General features: G+C 71.5%; 24 protein-coding genes. 7 read left to right on the top strand and 17 right to left on the bottom strand.

Annotated features, from left to right (window positions below; all coding sequences use genetic code 11):
- Positions 1 to 10: 10 nt before the first annotated feature.
- The 8 genes from OHB21_RS29740 to OHB21_RS29705 form a co-directional block, all read right to left on the bottom strand.
- Complete coding sequence (locus tag OHB21_RS29740) at positions 11 to 757, bottom strand: glutamine amidotransferase (protein ID WP_067501304.1); 747 nt, start codon at positions 755 to 757, stop codon at positions 11 to 13.
- A 266-nt stretch (positions 758 to 1023) separates the two neighbouring features.
- Entirely contained in the window at positions 1024 to 1470 is a 447-nt protein-coding gene (locus OHB21_RS29735; RefSeq protein WP_067501306.1) for a tautomerase family protein, read from the bottom strand.
- Complete coding sequence (locus OHB21_RS29730; protein WP_195124287.1) at positions 1461 to 3707, bottom strand: molybdopterin-dependent oxidoreductase; 2247 nt, start codon at positions 3705 to 3707, stop codon at positions 1461 to 1463. Before OHB21_RS29730 ends, OHB21_RS29735 begins: the two co-directional genes overlap by 10 nt.
- Positions 3704 to 4678, bottom strand: coding sequence for an enoyl-CoA hydratase/isomerase family protein (locus tag OHB21_RS29725; protein WP_195124286.1), 975 nt, complete (start codon positions 4676 to 4678; stop codon positions 3704 to 3706). Before OHB21_RS29725 ends, OHB21_RS29730 begins: the two co-directional genes overlap by 4 nt.
- Before the next feature lie 113 nt (positions 4679 to 4791).
- Complete coding sequence (locus tag OHB21_RS29720; RefSeq protein ID WP_195124285.1) at positions 4792 to 5586, bottom strand: SDR family NAD(P)-dependent oxidoreductase; 795 nt, start codon at positions 5584 to 5586, stop codon at positions 4792 to 4794.
- A gap of 102 nt (positions 5587 to 5688) precedes the next feature.
- A complete protein-coding gene (locus OHB21_RS29715; protein ID WP_232331566.1) occupies positions 5689 to 6276 on the bottom strand; it encodes a TetR/AcrR family transcriptional regulator in 588 nt (195 codons plus the stop codon).
- A 38-nt stretch (positions 6277 to 6314) separates the two neighbouring features.
- Entirely contained in the window at positions 6315 to 7205 is an 891-nt protein-coding gene (locus OHB21_RS29710; protein WP_195124284.1) for an alpha/beta fold hydrolase, read from the bottom strand.
- Between the two features lie 50 nt (positions 7206 to 7255).
- Positions 7256 to 7828, bottom strand: a complete 573-nt coding sequence (locus OHB21_RS29705) for a TetR/AcrR family transcriptional regulator (protein WP_067501322.1) — start codon at positions 7826 to 7828, stop codon at positions 7256 to 7258.
- Between the two features lie 195 nt (positions 7829 to 8023).
- On the opposite strand from OHB21_RS29705, the gene OHB21_RS29700 reads away from it, so the two are divergent.
- The 3 genes from OHB21_RS29700 to OHB21_RS29690 all read left to right on the top strand — a co-directional run bounded on the left by OHB21_RS29700 (position 8024) and on the right by OHB21_RS29690 (position 10582).
- Positions 8024 to 8647, top strand: coding sequence for a TetR family transcriptional regulator (locus OHB21_RS29700; protein ID WP_067501325.1), 624 nt, complete (start codon positions 8024 to 8026; stop codon positions 8645 to 8647).
- A gap of 10 nt (positions 8648 to 8657) precedes the next feature.
- On the top strand, positions 8658 to 9311 hold the full coding sequence (locus tag OHB21_RS29695) for an enoyl-CoA hydratase-related protein (RefSeq protein ID WP_067501327.1): 654 nt from the start codon (positions 8658 to 8660) through the stop codon (positions 9309 to 9311).
- Positions 9312 to 9679: 368 nt separating this feature from the next.
- The gene (locus OHB21_RS29690) at positions 9680 to 10582 is read left to right on the top strand and encodes an alpha/beta hydrolase family protein (protein ID WP_084537177.1); all 903 of its coding nucleotides are present in this window, start codon (positions 9680 to 9682) and stop codon (positions 10580 to 10582) included.
- Between the two features lie 250 nt (positions 10583 to 10832).
- Here the strand turns inward: OHB21_RS29690 and OHB21_RS29685 are convergent, their stop codons facing one another.
- The 9 genes from OHB21_RS29685 to OHB21_RS29640 form a co-directional block, all read right to left on the bottom strand.
- Complete coding sequence (locus OHB21_RS29685) at positions 10833 to 11351, bottom strand: DnaJ family domain-containing protein (RefSeq protein ID WP_067501330.1); 519 nt, start codon at positions 11349 to 11351, stop codon at positions 10833 to 10835.
- Between the two features lie 20 nt (positions 11352 to 11371).
- Complete coding sequence (locus OHB21_RS29680) at positions 11372 to 13996, bottom strand: heavy metal translocating P-type ATPase (protein WP_195124283.1); 2625 nt, start codon at positions 13994 to 13996, stop codon at positions 11372 to 11374.
- Between the two features lie 78 nt (positions 13997 to 14074).
- On the bottom strand, positions 14075 to 14356 hold the full coding sequence (locus OHB21_RS29670) for an NUDIX hydrolase (RefSeq protein ID WP_067501332.1): 282 nt from the start codon (positions 14354 to 14356) through the stop codon (positions 14075 to 14077).
- A gap of 31 nt (positions 14357 to 14387) precedes the next feature.
- Positions 14388 to 15452, bottom strand: coding sequence for an MBL fold metallo-hydrolase (locus OHB21_RS29665; protein ID WP_328436200.1), 1065 nt, complete (start codon positions 15450 to 15452; stop codon positions 14388 to 14390).
- A 271-nt stretch (positions 15453 to 15723) separates the two neighbouring features.
- Complete coding sequence (gene mshC / locus OHB21_RS29660; protein ID WP_067501338.1) at positions 15724 to 16962, bottom strand: cysteine--1-D-myo-inosityl 2-amino-2-deoxy-alpha-D-glucopyranoside ligase; 1239 nt, start codon at positions 16960 to 16962, stop codon at positions 15724 to 15726.
- Positions 16963 to 17212: 250 nt separating this feature from the next.
- Entirely contained in the window at positions 17213 to 18016 is an 804-nt protein-coding gene (locus OHB21_RS29655; RefSeq protein ID WP_067501340.1) for an SCO1664 family protein, read from the bottom strand.
- Between the two features lie 3 nt (positions 18017 to 18019).
- Positions 18020 to 18604: a DUF3090 domain-containing protein gene (locus OHB21_RS29650; protein ID WP_067501342.1), complete on the bottom strand. Its 585-nt coding sequence runs from the start codon at positions 18602 to 18604 to the stop codon at positions 18020 to 18022.
- Between the two features lie 71 nt (positions 18605 to 18675).
- Entirely contained in the window at positions 18676 to 19419 is a 744-nt protein-coding gene (locus OHB21_RS29645; RefSeq protein WP_067501343.1) for a histidine phosphatase family protein, read from the bottom strand.
- Positions 19420 to 19450: 31 nt separating this feature from the next.
- Complete coding sequence (locus tag OHB21_RS29640; RefSeq protein WP_067501345.1) at positions 19451 to 20392, bottom strand: undecaprenyl-diphosphate phosphatase; 942 nt, start codon at positions 20390 to 20392, stop codon at positions 19451 to 19453.
- A 307-nt stretch (positions 20393 to 20699) separates the two neighbouring features.
- On the opposite strand from OHB21_RS29640, the gene OHB21_RS29635 reads away from it, so the two are divergent.
- Genes OHB21_RS29635 through OHB21_RS29620 form a run of 4 tightly spaced genes read left to right on the top strand, consistent with a single transcriptional unit; the run spans position 20700 to position 24679 of the window.
- A complete protein-coding gene (locus OHB21_RS29635) occupies positions 20700 to 21656 on the top strand; it encodes an aldo/keto reductase (protein ID WP_067501349.1) in 957 nt (318 codons plus the stop codon).
- A 40-nt stretch (positions 21657 to 21696) separates the two neighbouring features.
- Entirely contained in the window at positions 21697 to 22731 is a 1035-nt protein-coding gene (locus tag OHB21_RS29630; RefSeq protein ID WP_195124281.1) for a heme/hemin ABC transporter substrate-binding protein, read from the top strand.
- Complete coding sequence (locus tag OHB21_RS29625) at positions 22728 to 23822, top strand: FecCD family ABC transporter permease (RefSeq protein WP_195124280.1); 1095 nt, start codon at positions 22728 to 22730, stop codon at positions 23820 to 23822. The genes OHB21_RS29630 and OHB21_RS29625 overlap by 4 nt, the downstream gene beginning before the upstream one ends.
- Positions 23819 to 24679 carry a heme ABC transporter ATP-binding protein gene (locus OHB21_RS29620; RefSeq protein WP_067501353.1) on the top strand — a complete coding sequence of 287 codons (861 nt, stop codon included), beginning with the start codon at positions 23819 to 23821 and terminating at the stop codon, positions 24677 to 24679. Before OHB21_RS29625 ends, OHB21_RS29620 begins: the two co-directional genes overlap by 4 nt.
- Positions 24680 to 24727 lie beyond the last annotated feature (48 nt).

The raw sequence follows: 24727 nt of genomic DNA, 5'->3' as shown, positions 1-24727 counted from the left end.
TCCGGCGAACTCAATCCTCGTACAGCTGGACGAACCGGCGCACGAGCGCCCCGGGATGCACCACGTTCCCCGACCGCGCGACCTGCTTGAGGGATTCGGCTTCGCCCGGCTCGAAATAGCCGTGGTGCTTGTAGGCGTCGATGCGGGTGCTCATGCCCTGCGCGTCGAGCTCGGGATGGAACTGGGTGGCGTACACGTTGGCGCCCACCCGGAACGCCTGCACCGGGCAGGTGTCGGAAGTCGCCAGACGATCGACACCGTCGGGCAGTTCGCTGACGGATTCCTTGTGCCCGACGAACGCGTCGAACCGCGGCGGCAGCACACACAGCAACGGGTCGACCCGGCCCGCGTCGGTGAGCGTGACCGTGGTCGGGCCGACGGGCTCCGGATGGGTGCGGTCGATGACCGCGCCGATCTGTGAACCGATCACGCCGATGCCGTAACAGGCGCCCAGGAACGGGAAATCCTGGCGCACCACGGCCGCGACGAGATCGCCCAACTCGGCCTCCACCCGCCGCTGCACCGGCGACTTCCCGTCGGGCGGGTCGGACACGGTGAACGGGCTGCCGCCCAGGATGATCCCCGCGTACTCGTCGAGATCGAACTCGCCGAGAGGTTCGCGTTCCAGGCGGCGCCGACGCAGACGATGCGGGGCGAGCCCGCCGTACCGGAGGAACGCGGCGTACTCCTGGTCGGCGGCCTCGTCCTCGGCGCGGGTCGCCAGCAACAGGAACGGCCTGGCGTGCGCCTCGCTCATGCCGACGCCTCACCGGCGCTCGCCCCCGCGGGGCGCCGACCCATGATCCGCTCATGGCGTTCGCTCATGTCAGACACCGTAACCGCGCGGACCGCGATCGAAACCCGAACGGCACGCGCGGAATGTGCGCGGGCCGATCACCGGTTACGGTCGCCTACTCGACGTAAGGGAAACCCCGGTGAGGCGTCGGCTGGTGACTCGGCGTCTGGGTCGGACCGACCGGGGACCGTGGCGGCCGCCGGAGACGCCGTCGTCACCGCGACCGCTCAGGACTCCGCGACCTTCTCCCGCTCGGCCCCCGACACGGCGAGCAGGTCGCTGAAGCGGATGACCTGCCCCGCCGCGCCCCAATTGCCGTCCGGCACTTCCCGGATCAGCGTCCACACGTGCAGGGCCCGCTCGGGCTCGAGCCCCGCCGCCGCGGTGACGGCGGCGTGCACGTCGGCGACCAACCCTTCCTTGCGGCGCTGCGAGAGCGCACCGGCGGGCACCGTGATCTCCACGCGGAAGCGTGGGCTGCCGCCGGGCCTGCCGCCCACCGCCAGCGCCGTGGCGGGCAGCGGATGCAGGTACACCCAGGTGATCTCGCGGAAGAATTCGGTGTCGGGCGCGCCTTCCCAGCGCAGCAGGATGGTCGCGAGCTCCTCGAGCAGCGCGGAGGCGGTCTCCGGGGCGAGGGTGTCTTCCACGGCGTAGACGTCGATCAGGGGCATGGGGTGACTCCTTGGTCGGGTGCGGGTTCGAGGCGGGCGGGCACGTGTTTGTGCCACGGGGTACCCGCGATGCTGTCGCGCAGCGTGAGGTCGGTGAGTTCGTTGAGGGCGACGCCGGTGCGCCCACCCGGCAGGTCGAGACCGAAACCGTTGGGCAGCGAGACGTGGCCGCGCTGCATCCGGTCGGTGACCTCGACGGTGGTCAGCGCGCTGCCACGCGCCGTGGTGACGCGCGCCCGGTCGCCCGAGGACAGGCCGAGTCCGGCGGCGTCGTCGGGATTGACGCGCAACGCGCCCTGCGGATCGCGGCGGCGCCAGCTGTCGTCCCGGAAGATCGTGTTCGCGGTGAACGCGCGCCGCTCGCCCGCCGACAGCACGAACGGGAACTCGTCGCTGGTGTGGGCGACGGGCGCACCGCCCAGATCACGCAGGGCAGCGAGGAGTTCGGGGATGGCCAGCGGAATCCGTTTCCCGGGGTGCGGCACGTAGTCCCAGGCGTCGGCGTAGTCGTCGACGGTGAACGTCACCCCGGACCGGCCCGCGAGGATCGCGTCGAACAAGGCGTCGGCGTTGCGGTGCCCGGCGCGGCGCATGGCCGCCGGATGTAGTTTCGCGACACGCTGCGTCAACGCCCACAGCACCGCCGCCGAGCGCGCCCCGTCGGGCAGCGTCGGCCCCAGCGTCTCATACAGCAGATACGGGGCCAGCCCGAACGTCTTCTTGTCGATCGCCATCAGCGCCGCGAACGCTCCCAGATACGCGCGCCGCCCCAGCCGCGCTGCCGCGCTCAGCAGCGCCAGCCGCCGGCGCGAGACCACGCCGAGTTCGCGCAGCAACCGCGCGTAGATCTCGGGCTCCGGCAGGGTGCCCGGCAGCGGGTCGAGCAGCGGCGCCCGCAGGTGGAAAGTGTTGTGCGGGAACTCCAACGTGAAGAACGTGGCTTCCCACTTCTCGAACTGGCTGGCCGCGGGCAGCACGTAGTCGGCGCGGCGGGCGGTCTCGGTGAACGCGATATCGATGACCACCACGAGATCGAGGGCGTCGAGCGCGGCGCGGAACGCGGCCGAATCCGCCAGCGAGTGCGCCGGATTGGACGATTCGATGATCATCGCCCGGAACCGGTCGGGATGGTCGGTGAGGATTTCCTCGGCGATGCTGTTGCACGGCACCATCCCGCCCAGGATCGGTGCGCCCGTCACCGGGGTGCGTTTGATCTCGCGGTCGTACCCGGCCAGCGGCACCAGCCACGAATGCGGATGCATCGCACCGCGTTTCGCGAAATTGCCGGTCAGCAGCCACAGCAGTTTGTTCAGGTAGGAGACGAGGGTGCTGTTGGGGCTCTGCTGCACGCCCAGGTCCTCGTAGGTGGCGACGCTGCCCGCGGTGCCGATGCGGTGCGCGGCCGCGCGCACGAGATCGACAGGCACGCCGCAGACCTCGGCGTAGGCGTCGATGTCGACGGCGCGCAACGCGTCCAGCACCGGTGCCGCGTCGGTGGTGTGTTCGGCGAGGAAGCCGTGGTCGAGCAGGTCGTCGCGGACCAGGACGGCCAGCATCGCCGCCAGGCACCACGCGTCGGTGCCCGGCCGCACCGGCAGGTGGATATCGGCCATCTCCGCGGTCTCGGTGCGCACCGGGTCGAGCACGATCATGGTGCGCGCCGGGTCTTTCGCGATCTGCTGCAGCACGGTGCGGGCGCGGGCGACGCCGTGGGATTGCCACGGATTCTTGCCGAGGAACACCGACACCTCGGCGTGCTCGAAATCGCCGGTGGTGTGCCCGCCGGTGAGGTGGGCGTCGACCCAGCCCTCCCCTGTCTTCTCCTGCGCCAGCGCCGTGGATCGGTAACGGCTGCCCAGCGCACGGCGCAGCGCGCCGCTGTAGGCGCCGCCGAGGTGATTGCCCTGGCCACCGCCGCCGTAATAGAAGATCTTGTCGCCGCCGTGCGCGTCCCGCACCGCCGACAGGCCCGCCGCGATCTCGGAAATGGCGGTGTCCCAATCGATTTCGGTGTAGGTGCCGTCGGGTTCGCGGCGCAGCGGGCTGGTGAGGCGGGTGCTGCCGTTCTGGTAGTGGTCCAGGCGCAGCGCCTTGTTGCAGGTGTAGCCGGCCGAGGCGGGATGGTCCTTGTCGCCGCGGATCTTCTCGAACCGGCGGCCGTCCAGGCGCACCAGCAGCCCGCAGTTGTTCTCGCACAGGATGCAGGCGGTGGCATGCCACCGCTCGGTGGTGGTCACGGGCTCACCTGATCGACGCGGCTGCCGTCGAACCACGGTTTGGGATCGGCCAGGAACGGGGTGTCACCCAACCGCGCCAGGTCGTCGGCGAAGGCGCCGAAGGTGCGGGACGCCCCGGCCGTGGTTCCCACCGAGACGAACGCGGCCAGTTCACGGTCCAGTCCGCGCGAGAGCGTGGTGTCGGTGCCGAAGTAGACGGCGCGTTTGAGTTCGGCGATCACCACCGGATTGCGGGCCGCGAGTCGGGCGGCGGTGAGCTGGGATTCGGCGAGCAACTGGCCCTCGGGGATCACCCGGTGCACCAGGCCCAGCCACGCCGCTTCCCGCACCGCCAGCGGTGCGCCTTCCAGGGTGAGTTCGATGGTTTTGGCCGCGCCGAGCAGGCGGATCAGGCGCTGCGTGCCGCCGCCGCCCGGGATCAGGTTGGCGAGGGTTTCGATCTGCCCGAGCCGCACGTGTTCGGCGTCGGCGGCGTAGCGCAGATCGCAGGCCAAGGCGATCTCGAGGCCGCCGCCCAGCGCGGGACCGTTGATCGCCGCCACGTACACCGCGCGGGAACGGTTCATCCGCAACGTCGTTCGCTTCCACCGATGCCCCCACACCAATCCGGCGCCCAGACCGCCCCCGGCCCGTTCGGTGACCGACGCCGCGCCGGGAATGCGCAGTGCGACGTCGAGCGCCCGCAGGAACGGCCGCGCCACCCCGGCGGGCACGAACGGATGGGGCCGCTCGATCATGTCGGCCAGTGCGACGGGATCGGCGTGGGTGAGGAACCGGCCGGGCACTCCACCCGTGAGGACGACCGCGCCCACCGAATCGTCGGCGTCCACGGCGGCGGTGAGCGTGTCCAGATCGCGCACCACCTCCTTTGTCACGAAGTTCAGCGGTGGCGCGCTGAGGCGGGCGGTGAGTACCCGTCCGTCCTGGACTGGGTCGATCGTCTCCAGCTGGAGAGCGGCGGCGCGGGACATCGGCGGCTCCTAACGGCGCGCGGCGAGGGCCGGTGGTCCGCCCTCTGCCTTCACTATGGCATACACCATAATCGTGGTGTCAAGAGGAGCCCGTGGATCCGAACCATCCCGGATCAGCGCTTGGCGCGCTGCCCGTCGGCCAGCTTCGCCGAGAGCGCGCCGGCCCCCGCCCACCGCTGGATGCGCGCCGTGAGACCCGGTGCGACACCGGCGAATCGCGCGGCCACCCGCATCTGCGGCGACGCCACATCCACCTCCCCGAGATCACGTTCGACTGCCCGCACCACCACCGCCGCGGCCACGTCCTCCGGACTCGACGTGCCCACTCCCGGCGGCGCCGCGACACCCGCGTCGGCGAACATCCCCGCGTCCCGCACGAAACCCGGGAACACGGTCGACACCCCCACCCCGGCCGGCGCCAGATCCTGCCGCAACGCCTGCGCGAACCCGCGCACCCCGAACTTCGTCGCGTTGTAGAGCGAGGCGCCCGGCGAGGCGACCTTGCCCGCGATCGAGGAGAGGAACACCAGGTGCCCCCGGCCCTGCGCGGCGAGCGGTTCGGCCAGCAGGCGCGCGGTCAGGATCGGCGCGCGCAGATTCACGTCGAGCGTGCGGTCGATCTGCTCGACCGTGAAGTCGGTGAGCAGCCCGCTGGCCGGCAGCGCCGCGTTCGCGACCACCACGTCGACCTGCCCCACCTCCGCCAGCAGCTTCGCGACACCGTCGCGGTCGGCCAGATCGGCCGCGATCGCGACCGCCCCGGTCTCGGCGGCCAGGGCCTCGAGTGCGTCCACCCGCCGCCCGGTCACCACCGGCTGCCCGCCGCGCGCCGCCACCGCGCGGGTGATGGCGTGACCGATCCCGCCGGTCGCGCCCGTGATCAGTACCCGAGTTCCCTTGATGCGCATGGCCCGCCACCACTTCCGGTCGTTGGTGTCTGCACGGTATCGAGCGCGGCGGGCGCGGGCATCGGCGCGCGGTCGGATTCGCGCTCCGACCCCGGTAGGAGCTCAGCGGGCGGTGTAGAGCGCTTTCAGTTCGTCGACGATGTCGTCGAGCGGGGTGAGTGAGTGCTGCGCGCGGCACAGCGCGATCGCGCCCTCCATCGCGGTCACGGTGAGCGTGGCCAGGCGGCGAGCGCGGTCGGCGGGCATGCCGTAGCGCGAGAACCCCTCGGCCAGCGCGGCCTGCCAGCGGGCGAACACCTCGGCGGCGACCGCGGCGAACTGCGGTGCGTCGTCGTTGGTTTCCACGGCCACCGCGAAGATGGGGCAGCCCGCGCGGAAGTCGCTGTCCCGCAACGTCTTGCGCCACATGTTCGCGAAACGATCGAGTGCGTCGAATGGCTCGCCCTCGCGGGTGATGTCCTCGATATAGGCCGACATCACCTCCCCCGCCGTCGTGATCGCGTCGGTGATCAGTTGGGTGCGCCCACCGGGGAAGTGGTGATACACCGAGCCGCGCGGCGCGCCGGTCTCGGCCAGCACCCGATCCACACTGGTCGCGCTGGCGCCGTGCACGCGCAACGACTCGATCGCGCCGGCGATCATGCGCTCCCGCGCGCTCGGCTTCCTGGAGGTGCTACCTGTCGCTGCCACCCACCCATTCTATGGGGCCGACCATAGTGGCGGGCGTCTCACCCGACCTCGGTGTCGTGGAAGTCGGCGAACGCCGCCGCCGTCCGCTGCGGTGCCTCCACCTGCGGATAGTGGCCCACATCCGCCAGCTCCACGACATCCGGATCGGGGACCAGCTCGCGGTAGCGGCGCACCATGTGCGCACCCGACACCGGATCCAGCGCGCCGTCGATCAGCCGCACCGGCATCGGCGCCCGCGTCAACGCGCCCACCCAGCGTTCGCGGTGCGCGCGGCGTTCGGCCATGTAGCGGATCAGCTTGTGCGCGTTGCGGTTCCCGTGATGGTTGTGCCATAGCAGCCAGAACCGGCGCAACTCCTCCGGCGAGGGCTGCGTGCGCGGCCCGAACACCGCCGCCAGGCTGCGGGTGAACGCGCGCTCACCACCCAGCGCACCCACCACCGGGCCCAGCGGGCTTGCCAGCAGCCGCTGCACCGCACGCGGCCGATGCGTCTCGGGGAACAAGCCTCCGTTGAGCAGGCACACCGACGCGATCACCAGCGAATCGTCGCCCACCGCGGCGCGGTCGGCGGCGCGGGCCAGCAATTCCTGCGCGACGGTGTCGCCGTAGTCGTGGGCCAGCATATGCACCCGCCGCACCTGTCGCTCCCGCAGCAGGGATTCGTGCAGGTCGGCTTGATCGGCGATCGAATAGTCGTAGTCGCGGGGTTTGGCCGACCACCCGAAACCGATCATGTCCGGGGCCAGCACGTGGCCGAACCGCGCGCACAGATCCGGCCAGATCGGATGCCAGTCCCAGGACGCGGTCGGAAACCCGTGCAGGCACAGCAGCGTTTCCCCGCCGCCCGAGCCGCCCTCGGCCAGGAAGATCTGGTGTCCGCGATGGGTGAAGCGGTGGCCGTTCGCCCGCCAGGTCGCGAAATCGTCCATGCCGCCAGCATCGCGCGCCCGCCCGCGCGGCGGCACGGAATCCGCCGAAATCAGTAGGAGGCGCCGACCGGTTCGGCGGTGCGGGCGTGGGAGTAGATGAGGCGCGAGTACTGATCCAGCAGGCGCTCCAGGCAGATGTTCTCCCCGCTCGCCGCGATCTGCTGGTAACCGATCAACATCGCCATCCCGAGCGAGGTGACCACGGCGGCGGTGTCCTCGTCGCCCACCACGCCGCGCACCACGCGCTGCACCGTGCGGTGGCGCGATTCGTCCACCCGCTTCACCGCCGCGCTCACCGACTCGTCGTTGGCCGCCCACGCGCGAATGGCGGCCTCGGCCGAATGATGCAGTCCCGCGGCGAGATCCGCCATGGCGCGCACATCCTCGTCGGGATCGCCCTGATTGAAGTTCGAGGAGCGCAGGATGCGCACCTGGCGCTGCTCCCAATGCTCGAGCAAGGCGTCCACGAAACCCTGCCAACTGCCGAAGTGGTGATAGAACGAGCCGCTGGTGACTCCCAGTCTGCGACAGAGCAATCCGATATTCAGGCCCTTGAATCCCAGCTCCGCCAGCACCTCCAGAGCCGTGCCGAAGTACTGCTCCTTGGTGACCACTCGTGACATTCGGATGCCGTTCTGTTCGCGCCGTCAAGGGGGTGAGGGCCCGAACAGTACCGCAAACGGCCGCGGGAACGGGCGCGCACAACGAAATCCGTACACCACCTCCGTGGGTGACTCAAAGTAGCTGTTACCTGGCGAAATACGCAGTGCCGCCGGCGACCGCGAGTAACAGAGCATCCGCTCTGTTATCCTGTCCGGGTGCCGCGCCCCCGCTTCCACGACCCCGAGGTCGTTCTCGACGCCGCCGAAGCCCTCGCGGCCGGCGGCGGGCCCGGCGCGGTCACCGTCCGCGCGGTCGCGGCCGCCACCGGTGCGTCCAACGGCGCGCTCTACCACACGTTCGGGTCCCGCGCCGGGCTGCTCGGGCGAACCTGGCTGCGCGCGGCTCACCGGTTCCTCGCGGTGCAGACCGAACTCGTCGACGCGAGCGAAAAGGACTCGGGCGTCGAGCATTCCGGGATCGCCGCCGTCGTGGCCGCCGCCGAGGCGCCCAGCGTGTTCGCCGAACGGTATCCCGGCTCCTCGCGCCTGCTGCTCACGCTGTCGCGTGACCGGTTGCTCGGCGAAGACCTCCCCGGCGACCTCGCCACCGACGTGGCGGCCGCCGAACGCGCGCTCGTCGCGCTCCTGGTGCGGCTGGCCCGGCGCCTGTGGGGACGGGGCGACCGCCGCGCCGTCGACGTGCTCACCCTCTGCGTGGTCGACCTGCCCACCGCCATCCTGCTCGACCGCGACCGGCTCGCCGACCCCGACGCGCGCGCCAGGCTGCGCGCCGCCGTGCGCGCCGTCCTCGCCGAAGGACCCCCACCCCGCACACCGTGAAGGAGACCCCGTGCCCACCCTGACCCACCACGACAAGATCGCCGTCCTCGACCTCGGCGGCGGCGAGAACCGCTTCTCCCCCGACTTTCTCGACCAGGTGAACGCCCACCTCGACACCGCGCTCGCCGAAGGCGCGCAGGGCCTGGTCACCACCGCGAGCGGCAAGTTCTACTCCAACGGCCTCGACCTGGACTGGCTCGGCGCCAACGGCGACCGCGCCGACTGGTACGTCGGCCGCGTGCACGCCCTGTTCGCGCGCGTGCTCACCCTGCCCGTGCCCACCGCCGCCGCACTGCCCGGCCACGCCTTCGGCGCCGGCGCCATGCTCGCCATCGCCCACGACTACCGCGTCATGCGCGCCGACCGCGGTTTCTTCTGCTTCCCCGAAGCCGACATCCGCATCCCCTTCACCCCCGGCATGGCCGCGCTCATCCAGGCCAAACTCACCCCGAAGAGCGCCATCGCGTCCATGACCACCGGACGCCGGTTCGGTGGGGAGGACGCCGCCGCGTTCGACCTCGTCGACGCCGCCGTGCCGGAGGATCAGGTCACCTCGACCGCGCTGGAGCTGCTGGCGCCGCTCGGTGGGAAGGACCAGGCCACCCTCGGCGCGATCAAGAACACCATGTTCGCGCCGGCGGTGAAGGCGTTGACCGGGGCGTAGGCGGGCTCGGCCCTGGGCGCCGGATGATTACCACCGGCGTCCTCGGTGCGTGGTGCCGAGATTGTCCCGCAGGCCCGGTGCTGCGCGTGGTGCGGTCGGCCCCAACTGGGCTCCTGCACGATGTCGCCGAGGCCGGCTCCACCTCGACACGCTGCTGATCCGGACGGTGGACCACCCTCGCCGCACGTTCCTGTCGGCGTCGTTCTCTGCCGGTGCCCTTCTCCGACGCGGCGGGGCAGGTACCGAGTCCGGTAGATCCTCGGGCATCGGCGGGTCAGGTTGACGATCTGTCCTCAGCGTCCTAAGCACACAGGAGGCCGCCGGGTTCCAGCGTGCGGCGGTTCCGGTCGGCTCGAGGAGGGTGCGCGATGGTTCGGATTCGACAGGGCTCGGTCGCGAGCCGGACACGCTGGGCGGCAGCGGGATTCGTGTTCTCGACCCTGCTCGCCGGATGCGGGACCGACACCGGGGACGCCGCGCCACCGGCCGCCGTCACCGTGCGCGTCGACTACGGCGCCGATCCCGACACCTACGGCATCCTGCACGTCCCCGGCGGCGCGGGACCGCATCCCGTCGTGGTCCTCGTACACGGCGGCGGCTGGCGCGAGGACCACGACGTCACCACCTTCGAACCTCTCGCCCGCTCGTTGGCCGACCGCGAGGTCGCGGTGTGGAATATCGAATACCGGCGCGTCGGCGGCACCGGCGGCTGGCCCGTCACCCTCGCCGACGCCGACAACGCCACCGAAGCGCTCACCGGCCCCGTGCAGGACGCCGCCGGTGGACGCCTCGACCTCGACCGCGTTCACCTCGCCGGTCACTCCGCCGGCGGGCACCTGGCCGCCTGGATCGCCGGCCGACACACCCTGCCCGCCGACGTCCCCGGCGCGCAACCGCAGGTCCGGCCGCGCAGCGCCACCATCATGGCCGGCGTGTTCGACCTGTCCCTCGCCGCGACCGACGGGCACGACGCGTTCGTCCGCGGCCTGCTCGGCGGCACCCCCGACGAACAACCCGATCGGTACGCCATCGCCTCACCCATCGAGCACCTGCCGATCGGACTATCGGTGGTGGCCGTGCACGGGAGCGCCGACACTGTGGTCGACCCACGCCAGTCCCGCGACTACGTCGCCGCCGCCGAACGGGCAGGCGATCCGGCACGCCTCCAGATTCTCGACGGTGCGGGGCACGCGGAATTCGGGGACGCGGCGTCGCACAGTTGGACGGCGGCGCGGGAGATCATCCTCGGGCACGTACGCGAGAGTCGCTGAGGGGCCTCAGTTTTCGATTCGATTGGTCTTCAGGCGCGGTTGCAGGGGCGGCCTCCCGCCCGAACACCGCCCCGGCGATGAGCTGTGGCGTTCCGCCAGGCGGACGGCGGCGGCGAGTCGGCCTCCCGGCGCGCTCGCTTCGGCAGGTTCTCCGTACACGTCGCGTCAGCGCTCGCGCCCCGCGCACAGCGTCACGACGGGCATGGGCAGCCGGGCGCGCGGGTGGGGCGACGAGGCCACAACGGCCGGGTCAACCTGTGCGGCGTCGCCACCAACGGCGTTGCGGTGGTTCGGGTTTCGGAGACGCGGATGTTCCCTCCCCAGCCGATGCCTCCCGTCCGCCCAGCGGTCGTGCCGACGGCCGACCAAACGAACCGGGCCGCCGACGCGACAGCACGTCCTCCACGTTCACCGGCGCCAGCGGGACCTGCGGTGGGGTCGGGGTGCGCAGCCAGGCGACGATCCGGCGGTTCAGATCCGAGACCGCCGCGCGGATCTCGGCCTCACTGTCGAGTTCGGCGGCGGTCTCGTGAATCCGCTCCACGTCCCGGCGCAGCACCAGCGACTCCGGCAGCATCCCGTCGGCCGGCACGCCCTCGCGGCGCAGGTAGTCCCGCAACCACCAGTTCTCGTCCACCTGCGTGCCCGCACCCGGAATCGGTTGCCCCGCACCGCGCAGGCCCTCGAACTCCCCGCGCTCGGTCGCTTCCCGGATCTGCCGGTCGATCCACGACTCGAAGGTCTGATCCGGCGGTTTGCGCTCGGTCATACCACCAGATTACGGACCGACTACCGGTCGACCCGCTGCTTCGCGTCCGCGGGTGGTGCGGGCAGGCGCAGACGTTTCAACGACAGGGCGTTGAGGGCGACGATGATGCTCGACCCCGACATCGACATCGCCGCGATCTCCGGCCGCAACGTCAGCCCGAACGCCGGCTGGAACACACCGGCCGCGATCGGCAGGGCGAGGGTGTTGTAGCCGACCGCCCACGCCAGATTCTGATGCATCTTGCGCAGCGTGCCACGCCCGATCCGCAGCGCCGTCGGTACATCCAGCGGATCGGACCGCATCAGCACCACGTCGGCGGTCTCGATCGCCACATCCGCGCCCGCGCCGATCGCGATACCCAGGTCGGCCGTCGCCAGCGCGGGCGCGTCGTTCACGCCGTCACCCACCATCGCGACTTTCCCGCCGGCGGACTGCAACTCGGCGATCCGCGCCGCCTTGTCCCCCGGCAACACCTCCGCGATCACCGTGTCGATGCCCAGATCGGCGGCGATCCGCTCCGCCGTCGCGCGGTTGTCGCCGGTGAGCATCACCACCCGCGCGCCGAGTTCGTGCAGGGCGTCGATCGCGGCCCGCGAGGTCGGGCGCGGCGCGTCGGCGAGCGCGAACACCGCCACCGCCCGCCCGTCGACAGCGGCCAGTACGGCGGTGCGGCCCGTCGAGACCAGCTGATCCCGTTGCGCCGCAAGCGGACCCGCGTCCACGCCCTCGCGCTCCAGCAGGCGGAGATTGCCGACCGCGACCCGGTGGCCGTCCACCTCCGCCACCGCGCCGTGCCCCGGCACATTCTCGAAACCGCTCGCCGAGCCCACCGCCACCCCGCGATCCTTCGCGTAACGCACGATCGCCTCGGCTAGCGGATGCTCCGACTCCACCTCCACCGCCGCCACCAGACCCAGCACGTCGGTCTCCGAAACATCCCGCGCGAACGCGGTTTCGGCGACCTCCGGTTCGCCCTTGGTCAGGGTGCCGGTCTTGTCCAGCACCACCGTGTCCACTCGCGCCGCCGACTCCAACGCCAGCGCGTTCTTGAACAACACGCCCCGGCGCGCGCCCAGACCCGTGCCCACCATGATCGCCGTCGGCGTCGCCAGACCCAGCGCGTCGGGGCAGGTGATCACCACCACCGTGATCGCGAACAACATCGCCCTGCTGAACGACGCCCCCGCCAGCAACCACACCGCCAACGTCAGCGCGCCACCCGCCAGCGCCACCAGCACCAGCCAGAACGCCGCCCGGTCGGCCAGCTGCTGACCCGGCGCCTTCGAATTCTGCGCCTGCTGCACCAGATCCACGATCTGCGCCAGCGCCGTGTCCGCACCCACCTTCGTCGCCCGCACCCGCAGCACGCCGTTGGTGTTCACGGTCGCGCCGATCACCGTCGCGCCGGGGCCCTTGTGCACCGGCAGGCTCTCTCCGGTGACCATCGACTCGTCGACCTCGCTGCTGCCCTCGAGCACCACACCGTCGGCCGCGATCTTCGCGCCCGGACGCACCAGCAGCACATCGCCCACCGCCACCTCGGCGGTCGGCACCTCCACCTCCGCGCCGTCGCGCAACACCACCGCCCGCGGCGGCGCCAGATCCAGCAGCGTGTGGATCGCGTCGTTCGCCCCGCCCCGCGCCCGCATCTCCACCCAGTGCCCCAGCAGCACGAACGTCGCCAGCATCGTCGACGCCTCGTAGAACACCTCCCCGCCGCCGGTCAGCGTGATCGCCAGCGAATACAGCCATCCCGCCCCGATCCCCACCGCCACCAGCACCATCATGTCCAGCGTCCGCGCCCGCAACGCCCGCACCGCGCCCGTGAAGAAGATCGTGGACGAATAGAAGATCACCGGCAGGCTCAACACCAGCGCCCACACGTCCTCCCGCAGGCCGAACGGGGTCGGCACATGCCAGCCGAACAGGTGCGTGGCCATCGGTGACCACAGCATCACCAGCAGCGAGAAGACGGCGGCGACGAGGAAGCGGTTCCGCATGTCGGTGGCCATGTGGGACATGGACATTCCGGCGTGGGCCGTGTGGGGTGCGTCCGCCGAGGCGGAGGCCGAGTGCGGTGTGTGCGGGGAGACGTCCGCGTGGGTCGCGTGCTTCCCATGACCGGAACCGCCCACGTGCGGGGAGCGCTTCCCACGGGGCGGGTCTTCCGAGTGCGCCCCTCGCGCCGAGTAGTCTGCGTGTTTCCCGTCGACGGAGTCCGGCAACGGGGTGACATTCCCGGCGTCATCGGGGCGAGCGTGATCCGCGTGTGGGACGGAGCGCTCTACGGCATCGGTGCCGTGGGCGCTCGATCGCGCACGCGAATGTGGGCGGTCGTCGGTGAGCGCACGGTCCGCGGAACCCAACACCCCCGGCTCCCCCAACGGATCACACAAATGCCGGGGCACCGAACGCCCCGCGCAGTGATACCCGCACTCCCGCACCCACTCCCGCAACTCGGCGACCGACGTCCGCTCCGGGTCGTAAACCACCGTCGCCGTCTGCGCCACCGCATTCGCCGACACCGTGACCACCCCGGGCCTGCGCCCCAACGCCGCCTGCACCACATGCACCGACGTCCCCCGCAACAACCCGCCCACATCGAGCACCACCGTGCGACCCCCGGCAACCACCCTCTCGTCCATCCACCTACTCCTCACCGAAGCGCCTCGTAGATCGTTCGACGGTGTGCACCACCGACGGGCCTCGCAACCCAGAGCACACTATACCCCTGACGGGTATCGATCCGCGCTCGTCGCACCGCCGGCGACCAGGCCGGTGAGGCGGACGGTGCTGCCGGTCTCCTCGAGGGTTTCCCGAACGGCCGTGTGGCTCGGCGATTCTCCCGGATCGTGGGCGCCGCCCGGCATCGACCGATTGCCGTTGTCGGAGCGGCGGATGAGCAGGACCGCGCCCTCGCGCTCGACGAAGGCACCCGCGCTCGGGCGAACGCTGTTGGCGGCCGGGGCGTTCGGGTCCCGGTGGTAGTCGATCCGGCGTCCCATCGGGCCAGGATACTGGTGGTGGCGGGGCGACCTACAGCGCGAATGTGAGGCGGGACGGGGTCAGGTAGTCGGTGGGGTCGTGCATGAGGCGGAGGTCGGGGCGGGAAGAGGTGGGGAGGCGGGCGAGTTCGGTGTGGAGCGGGGTGTCGTAGGCGGCGGCGCTGGAGGTGAGGCCGGGGAGCCAGTTGTCGTGGTGGCCGGGGACGAAGACAGTGGGGGCGAGGGATTCGAGGTAGGTGCGGGGGTCGCGCAGGCCGTTGGTGAGCTGGTTGTAGCCCTGGATCGCGCCGAGGTGGACGTGCGTGGTGGGCAGGGCGGCCAGGGTGTTGAAGAGGTCGGGCGCCTTCTCGGTGAGGGGGCCGGAGGAGTCGTGCCAGGTGAGCGCGAAACCCGGTGTGCGGAACTGATAGAGCAGGACGCCGCCTTCCGGGTCGAGCAGGCGGGGCACCGTTTCGCGGAGGTGGGTGAGGGTCGGTGGGTGCCGCAGGATCGGGCCGAGTTGGGGGCGCGGGAAGAAGCGTGGGGCGGGGTCGTTCTCGTCGGCGGGGGTACGCGCCGAGTGAAGGTGGCGGATCGCGGTCACCTCGACCGAGCCGACCGTGAAGTCTTCGCGTGCGCCGACCGGCGTGGCCGAATCACCGTGCGCCACCGTCGGAAACGACGCGTTCGGTACTTGGCCGCGGATCGCCGCGCAGTGCTCGGCCGTGCCGTGCACGGTGGCACCTGACGCCTCGGCGATCGTCCCCGCGTCGCCCGCGTGATCGAAATGTCCGTGGCCGATGAAGATCGCCTCCGGCCGCAAGTCCACCAGGTCCTGCGGCGTCGCGGGCACGTATCCGGAACTGGTCACGCGCGGCACCCACGCGTCCAGCAGGAACACCGACCCCGCGAACGCCATCGCGTACGTCGTGCACCCCACCCACGACAGCACCACCCGGTCGGGCCGCACCGCGCCCGTGTCGGGGTCGGCCGCGTCCCCGAAGAACCGGCGCCGCACCGCGATCGCCCGCGCCGACCCCGCCTCCGGCGGCGCGGTGAGCGGTGGAACGGCTCCGAACACGCCGCGAAGACCCGAGATCAGCGAACCTGGACGCACAGTGCACACCCGACGAACCACACCACGGAATCACCGGCACGGCAAGACCTGTACTGCTCGCCGAGGGTGGGCGCTCCGCACCCACCCTCCTCACGGCGCGAGGGTGCTCAACCGCTGCACGCGGTGCAATCCCGCATGGACTACCACCGCGACCTGAATCTCACGGCCCGTCAGCCGCGCGCAGTCGAACGCGCCCGCAGCCTGGGATCGACCCCCGGTGCCCCTTGCCCGAGCCAGGCGAAAACGTCATCGCCCCGGCGAATTCCGACCCTCAGAGCCGAATACCCAGCAACCCGTCGATCGCCGTCGCGATCAACCCGGGCGCCCCCGCATCCGACCCACCGTACGTGAGCGCCTGATCGGCCCAATTGTCGAGGGCCGCAACAGCTTTCGGTGTATCGAGATCATCGGCCAGGTGCTGGCGCAGCCGCGCGACGGTGTCCTCGGCCGACGGCCCCGACGCCAGCGCGGTCGCCGACCGCCACCGGTCCAGACGCCCCACGGCCTCGCCGAGCACCGCGTCGGTCCACATGCGGTCCTGCCGGTAGTGCCCCGACAGCAGCGCCAGCCGGATCGCGGACGGGTCCACCCCCGACCGCCGCAACACCGACACGAACACCAGGTTGCCGCGCGACTTCGACATCTTCTCGCCGTCCAGCCCGATCAGGCCGGTGTGGACGTAGTGGCGGGCGAAGCGGCGCCCCGCGATCAGGGATTCCGCGTGCGCGGCGGAGTACTCGTGGTGCGGGTAGATCAGATCGCTGCCGCCGCCCTGGATGTCGAACTCCGCGCCCAGACGGTTCAACGCGATCGCCGAACACTCGATGTGCCAGCCCGGACGGCCCGCGCCGAACGGCGACGGCCACGAGGGCTCCCCGGGACGCGCCGCCCGCCACAGCAGCGCGTCGATGCTGTCGCGCTTACCGGGACGGTCCGGGTCGCCGCCGCGTTCGGCGAACAACCGCTCCATCGTCGCCCGGTCGTAGCCGGACTCGTAACCGAACTGCTCGGTCGCGTCGGACCGGAAGTACACGTCCGGGTACTCGGCGTCCTCCACCACGTACGCCGCGCCGGAAGCCAGCAACTTCTCGACGAACTCGACGACCTCGTCCACCGACTCGACCGCGCCCACGTACTCGCGCGGCGGCGCGACGCGCAGCGCGGCCATGTCCTCGCGGAACAACTCGATCTCCCGGTCACCGAGGTCGCGCCAGTCGATCCCGTCGCGCTCGGCGCGTTCGAACAGCGGATCGTCGACGTCGGTGACGTTCTGCACGTAGTGCACCTCGTGCCCGGCGTCGCGCCACAGCCGGTTGACCAGGTCGAAGGTCAGGTAGGTGGCGGCGTGGCCCAGGTGGGTGGCGTCGTAGGGGGTGATGCCGCAGACGTACATGGTGGCGGTGGCGCCCGGCGTCACCGGACGGACCCGGCGATCCGCGGTGTCGTACAACCGCAACGGTGGCCCTGCTCCGGGAACGGTCGGGATGGCGGTTTCGGACCAACACTGCATGATTCGAGGGTAGAGGTGTGGTCGCCGTCATGGCCGCCCACCCCGGTCGCCCGTCCGGGACACACCCCCGGCACCCCCTTTGTGAACAGCCACAATGGGACTCCGACGGGAAGTCAACCGTTTAGCTCTCATCGACGCGAGCGCCAGCTCGAATCGAACCGGGCGTCAGCGTTCATCGCCCGCGAGCACCCGGCGCCGATCATGGTCGCCGAACCTGCGCCACAACATCACTCGCCCCCGCACGAATCCCCTAGAACGCCGGCCAGGGAATCGGCCGCGACGACCGCGGCAACGGCATCACCGGAGTATCCAGCAACTCCTTGGCGCGCGCCGCCAGCGCGTCGATCTCGGCGTCGGTGATGTGGTCGGCCAGCGCGTCCGCCGGGGCGCCCGGCAACTCCGCCGCGAACGCCGCCACATCGGCGACCAACCCGTCCGGGACCGGCTGTCCCGCCCACCCCCACAGCACCGTGCGCAACTTCGGCTGCTCGTGCAGGCAGATGCCGTGATCCACGCCGTAGACCTGGCCGTCGGTGCCCTCGAGCGCGTGCCCGCCCTTGCGGTCGGCGTTATTGAGCAGCACGTCCAGCACCGCCATGCGTTGCAGGCGCGGATCGTCGGCGTGGATGAGCGACACCTCCTCGCCGGCGGCGTCGGTGGCGCGCAGCACCTCGCGGAAACCGTCGGGGACCGCGCCCGGCGGGCACAGATCCACCAGATCGAGCCGGTTGCCGCGCTCGGTGTGGTTGTCGACCGACGTCACCCACCGCTGCACCATCCCGGGCCCGAACGGGCCCTCGCGCAGGATCGTCTCCGGAATCACGTGCCAGCCCAACGCTTCCGACACCAGATACGACGCCACTTCGCGCCCCGCGAGCGTGCCGTCGGGAAAGTCCCACAGGGGACGCTCGCCGCGCACCGGCTTGTAGACCACCCGCAGCGGGGCGTCGCCGTTCGCGTCGATATCGCACACCAACGTGACATTGCTGGCGGTCGACACCCGCCCGATGACGGTCAGCTCACCGTCGTGGAATCCGTCGCCCGCCCGCGCCACGCATCACTCCTCTAGTTCGGCCGCGCCGAAGATGTCCCCGCGCTTGTAGCCGTTGGTCCGCACACACATGTGACCCCGCGCCGAGAGCGGTTCCCCGCACAGCGGACACGGCGGGCGGCCCGCCGCGATCACCCGCGCCGAGCGCAGCGCGAACTCGCGCGCCTGGATCGGGGTGAGGAACACCCGCACCGCGTCGGGGCCCTCCTCGGTGTCGTCGAGCACCACCGACTCGTCGACCTCGGTCTCGGTGATGGCCAGCAGCTCCACCACCACCGCGCCCGCATCGGCGTCCCAGCCCAGCCCCATGGTGCCGACCCGGAATTCGGCGTCGATCGGCGTCACCAGCGGCGCGACGTCGTTGACGTCCTCGGCCTGCGGCGGCACCTGCGCGCCGAACCGGCGGGCGACCTCGTCCAGCAGCAGACCCATACGGTCGGCCAGCACCTTGACCTGCTGCTTCTCCAGCAGCACACTCACCACCCGCGGCTGCTGCACGGCTTGCAGATAGAACGCGCGATCGCCCGGCTCACCGACGGTCCCGGCGACGAAACGATCGGGGGTGCGAAATACATGGATTGCTCGTGCCATCTGCACCTCCTGATACCTGACCCTGATCGACCCTGCGCGGCGCCGGACTCCCGGACCGCCGTCTCCTCCACTTACAAGGAATCGCGGCGCTCCGCATTCCCATTATCCGCGTCACCGGCGACCTCGCCGCCCGGGATCGGACCCGAGGACGCGGCCCCGGGACGGTCCTCGGCGTTCGGCGGGGTCAGCGCGGCGAGCGCGCCCAGGTCGGTGCCGGTGTCGTTGAGCCGCCACACATAGGGCGCGGTCGGGGTGTAGCGGACGACGCTGATCGAGGCCGGTTCGGCGACGATGCGCTGGAAGCCGTCGAGGTGGATGCCGAAGGCGTCGGCCAGGACGGACTTGATCACGTCACCGTGCGTGCACGCCACCCACAGCGCGTCGCCGCCGTACTCCTCGCCGAGGACCCGATCGTGCTCGCGGATCGCGGCGACGGCGCGGGCCTGCACCTGCGCCAGCCCTTCCCCGGACGGGAACACCGCGCCCGAGGCGTGCCGCTGCACGACCTTCCACAGCGGTTCCTCGAGCAGTTCGGCGATGGGGCGGCCGGTCCAGTCGCCGTAGTCGACCTCGAGCAGGCGCTCGTCGTGGTCCGGTTCCAGGCCCAGTTTCTCGGCCAGTGGCGCCACCGTGCGCTGGCAGCGCAGCAGCGGCGAGGACACGATCCGCCGGATCGGGAGCACCGCGAGTCGTTCGGCCACCGCGCGCGCCTGTTCGGCGCCGCGTTCGGTCAGGTCGACGCCGGTACTGCGCCCGGCGAGGGTGCGGGCCGTGTTCGACGTCGAAACGCCGTGCCGCAGCAGGATCACCGTCATGCGGCCAGCCTAATGAGCGCCGCGCCCGCCCTCATGTGGCCGACACCACTCCGCCGGCGAGCAGGCCCATGATCACCAGGCCCAGCACGATGCGGTAGCCGACGAACCAGTTCAGCGAATGTTTGGCCACGAACTTCAGCAGCCACGCCACCGAGGCGTAGCCGACGACGAACGAGACCAGCGTCGCGACCAGCAGCTGCGGCCCGGAGGCGTTGAGTCCCTCACCGGCCGGTTCGAACGCGTCGGGCAGGCTGAACAGGCCCGACGCCGTCACGGCGGGGATGGCGAGCAGGAACGAGAACCGCACCGCCGCCTCGCGCTCGAGACCCAGGAACAGGCCGGCCGAGGACGTCGCCCCCGACCGCGACACGCCCGGAATCAGCGCGAGGCACTGCGCCAGGCCCATGATGATGCCGTCGCGGGTGGTGAGCTGCTCGATCGGGCGGGCCTTGGCGCCGTAGTACTCGGCGGCCGCGATGACCAGCGCGAACGCGATCAGCATGAACGACACCAGCCACAGGTTGCGGGCCACCGTGCGGATCTCGTCCTTGAACAGGAACCCGAGCACACCGATCGGGATGGTGCCGATGATCACATACCAGCCGATGCGGTAGTCCAGGTCGCGCTGGGCGTCCGGATCGGGGCCGTAGGGGGCCGAGCCGGTGACGACCGGCAACTTCGTGGTGACCTGGTCGTGGATCGGCACCGGCTGCTTGCTGCGGGCGCTCAGGCGCAGCGCGATCCCGGCGAACCACGCCTTGACGATCCGCACGATGTCCTTGGCGAAGTACACCAGCACGGCGGCCTCGGTGCCGAGCTGGGTGACCGCGGTGAACGAGGCGCCCGCGTCCTCACCGAAGAACACCGAGGACACGATGCGCAGGTGACCGGACGAGGAGACCGGCAGGAACTCCGTCAGCCCTTGCACAAGACCGAGGACCAGCGCCTGCACCCAGGTCATCGACTCGCCCACGCAACCTCCTCGTCCGCTGCCCGAAAGATCAATTCCTACTGGGCAATTGGTCAGCACCGGCGCCGGAGGGGTCCCGGCGCCGCAATACCGCAGCGACAGTACCCGTTCCCGCGCGCCCGAGCGCGCCCGGCCGCCGCCGCTCCGAGACCGCGCGGCCGCCTGAGTACGGCATCGGGGCGAGGAACCGCGGATGCCGCCGGAGCGTGTGCGGCCGCGCCACCGCCTCAGTTGTGCGGCCGCGCCACTGCCTCAATACTGCACGGCCGGAACGTAGGCTTGGCGCCGTGACGAAAGCGGGGATGCGGTGATGGAACAGCGGACGGTCGGCCGCAGCGGGCTTCGGGTGTCGCGGATGGGACTGGCGACCCATACCTGGGGTTCGCATACCGACCCCGACGACGCCCGGTCGCAGCTGGAGGCGTTCGTCGACGCAGGCGGCACCCTGGTCGACACCTCCCCCGCCTACACCGGTGGCACGGCCCAGCGCATCCTCGCCGACCTGCTCGGCGACCTGGTCTCGCGCGACGACCTGGTGCTCAGCGGCTGCTCGGGCATCTTCCCGCGCCCCGCCCCGCCCGAGGTGCCCGGCCCGGCGCACGACGAGATCGACACCTCGCGGCGCAGCCTGCTGCGCCAGCTCGACCGCACGCTGCTCGAGCTCGGCACCGACCACCTCGACATCTGGCACGTCGCGGCGTGGGACGCGCGCACCCCGCTCGACGAGGTCGCCGCCGCTCTAGAACACGCCGTGCGCTCCGGCAAGACCCGCTACGCGGGCGTGCGGGGGTTCAACCCGTGGCAGCTGGCCAGCCTCGCCGCGATCACCACGGTCACCGCCGCGCAGACCCCGTACTCGCTGCTGGCGCGCGGCGCCGAAGCCGACTTCGCGCCCGCCGCGTCTCACCACGGGGTGGGCCTGGTCGCGTCGGCGCCGCTGGCGGGCGGCATCCTCACCGGCAAATACCGCAACGGTGTGCCCGCCGATTCGCGCGGCGCCGACGAGGCCACCGCCGCCGAGATCCGCCACCGCCTCGACGACCGCGCCACCCGCGTGGTGGACGCGCTGGTCACCGCCGCCGACGGACTGGGCACCTCGCCGCTGGCAGTGGCGCTGGCCTGGATCCGGGATCGGCCCGGTGTGGCGAGCATGTTCGTCGGGGCCCGCGACATCGGCCAGCTCACCGGGGTGCTCGCCGCCGAGACCCTGGAACTGCCGCGCGCCATCGCCGCCGCCCTCGACGACGTGAGCGCGCGCACGGAATGAGCCCGACCGCGCGTGCGGGCCGCCTATTAGGCTTGCCTGCATGAGCATCCTCCCCGGTGTCCGATCCGCGGTGCTGCGCTGCGTGCTCGCCGCGCTCGCCCTGGTCCTGTGTGTGGGAGTCACCGCGTGCGGTGGTGGCGACGACGCGGGCGCCGCGCAGCCGCACGGCCCGAGCACCGCGCGGGTGGACGATCTCGACCCGGTCCCGATCGGGCCCGCGCCCACGCCGGTGCTGCCCGCGACCGTGCGCTCCTTCGACGGCGGCGACGTGACGGTCACCTCCGCCGACCGCATCATCGCCTCCGACCGCTACGGCACCCTGGCCCAGATCGTGTGGGCGCTCGGCCTGGGCGACAACCTCGTCGGCCGCTCCACCTCGGCGTCGTTCCCCGCCGTGCGCGAGGTCCCGAACGTCGCGGGCGGCAACGGCGCCCTCAATATCGAATCCATCCTGGCGCTGCGCCCGACCGTGTTCCTCACCGACACCACCACCGCCGCGCCCGCCGTGCGCGAACAGCTCAGCGCCGCCGGCGTCACCGTCGTCTACTTCGATCCGGAACGCACCATGGAAGGTGTGGTGCCCCAAATCGAGGCGGTCGCCGCCGCGCTCGGCGTCCCCGACGCCGGCCGCGCGCTGGGTGAGCGCACCCGCGCCGAGATCGACGCCGCCTCCGCCGGCGTCCCCGCGCACGGCGAACGCCCCCGCATCGCGTTCCTCTACCTGCGCAGCGCCGCCATCACCATGCTCGCCGGGCCCGGTTCCGGCGCCGACGCGCTGATCGCCGCGATCGGCGGCGAGGACGCCGGCACCGCCGCCGGGCTCACCGAGCCCTTCACCGCCATCACCAGCGAAGCCATGATCACCGCCGCACCCGACGTGCTGCTGGTCATGACCGACGGTCTGGACTCCCTCGGCGGCCTCGACGGGCTGCTGAAGGTGCCCGGCATCGCGCAGACCCCGGCGGGCCGAAACCAGCGCGTGGTCGACATGTCCGATGCGGTGATCCTGAGCTTCGGCCCGAACACGGGCCGGGTCATCGCGGCGCTCGGCGAGGCCGTCTACGGCACCGCATGACCGAGCCACGCACCGACGCGCCCGCGGTCGTCGTCACCCCGGTGCCGAGCGGGCGCAGCCGCTCCCGGGTCTCGCTCACCTTCGCCGTCGCCCTCGGGGCGCTGGTGATCCTCGCGCTGGCCTCCGCCGCGATCGGGCAGGTGCCCACCACGCCCGCCGAGGTCGCGGGCAGCGTGTTCCACAAGATCGGGCTCGACTGGGGGTCGCTGCCCGCCCACCCCGCCGGGGAGGTGACGCTGTGGGAGGTGCGGTTCCCGCGCGTCATCCTGGCGATGCTGGTCGGGGCCGCGCTCGCGACAGCGGGTGCATTGTTGCAGGGAGTGTTCGCCAACCCGCTCGCCGAACCCGGTGTGATCGGGGTGTCGGCCGGGGCGGCCGTCGGGGCGGGCACGGTGATCGTGGTCGGTGGCGCGTTCGTCGCGGCCTGGTCGGTGGCGGCCGCCGCGTTCGTCGCCGGGTTGATCACCACGGCACTGGTGTATGTGCTGGCGCGGTCCAACGGGCGCACCGAGGTGGTGACGCTGGTGCTGACGGGTGTCGCGATCAACGCGTTCGCGGGTGGGTTGATCGCGTTCCTGCTGTTCGTCGCCTCCCCCGCCGCGCGCGACCAGATCGTGTTCTGGCAGCTGGGCAGTCTCAACGGCGCCACCTGGGACGCCGTCGGCGTGGTCGCCTCGCTGGCCGCGCTCGGGGTGGCGGCGGCCGTGCTGGTCTCGCCGCGGCTGGACCTGCTGGCGCTGGGCGAATCGGCGGCCCGCCACCTCGGCGTCGACGTGGAACGGTTGCGGCGCAACGTCATCGTCATCGTGGCCGTGCTCACCACCGCCGGGGTCGCGTTCACCGGCATCATCCTGTTCGTCGGCCTCATCGTCCCGCACCTGGTGCGCATGATCGTCGGCCCCGGCCACCGGGTGCTCATCCCGCTCAGCGCCATCGTGGGCGCGGTCGTGCTGCTCGCCGCCGACGTCGCCGCCCGCTCCCTCGTCGACAACGCCGACCTCCCCCTCGGCATGCTCACCTCCCTCATCGGCGGGCCGTTCTTCTTCTGGATGCTGCGCCGCACGCGCGCCCGAGCGGGAGGGTGGGGATGAAAGACGGTGTGAGCGGGTTGCGGCAGGGGTTGGAGTCGATGCTCGGGCGCGCGCACGAGCTGCCGGTGCGGCCCGAACGCGGCACCGAGACGTTGCGTGCGCGGAGTGTGAGCGTGGTGCGGTCCGGGGCGCGGAAGGTGCTGGACGGCATCGACTTCCATGTGGCAGCCGGTGAAGTCGTCGCGCTGGTCGGGCCCAACGGGGCGGGCAAGTCCACGCTGCTGGCCGCCCTCGCCGGGGAGGTCCCGCTCAGCGAGGGGGTGGTGGAACTCGACGGACGCGACCTCGCGCACTGGAGCACCCTCGACATGGCGCGCAGGCGGGCCGTGCTCCCGCAGAGCCACACCGTCGGATTCCCGTTCACCGCCCGCGAAGTCGTCGCCATGGGGCGCGCGCCCTGGGCGCGGACCGAGCGCGGCGACCGCGACGACGAACTCGTCGGGAAAGCCATGGCGCTCGCCGACGTCACCCACCTGGCCGCCCGCTCCTTCCCCACCCTCTCCGGCGGTGAACGTGCCCGCGTCGCCCTGGCCCGCGTCCTGGCCCAGGACACCGCCACCCTGCTGCTCGACGAACCCACCGCCGCCCTCGACCTCGGCCACCAGGAATCGGTGCTGCGCCTGGCCGCCGAGCGCGCCACCGCTGGCGCGGCGGTCGTCGTGGTCCTGCACGACCTCGGCTTGGCCGCCGCCTACGCCGACCGCGTCGCCGTCCTCGACGAAGGCCGCCTCGCCGCCGACGGCTCACCTCGCAAGGTGCTCACCACCGACTTGCTCACCCGCGTCTACCAGCATCCGGTCGAAGTCCTCGACCACCCGGTGACGGGCGCGCAATTGGTGCTGCCGGTCCGCCGCTGAAAACCGTTGGGGCGCAGGGACTTCCGGTCTTACTTCAACGCCGCTTCC

The sequence above is a fragment of the Nocardia puris genome (assembly GCF_036051655.1).
Lineage (GTDB): Bacteria > Actinomycetota > Actinomycetes > Mycobacteriales > Mycobacteriaceae > Nocardia > Nocardia puris.
The sequence above is the reverse complement of the archived record's forward strand: the minus strand, read 5'-3'. Positions and strand labels throughout refer to the sequence as shown.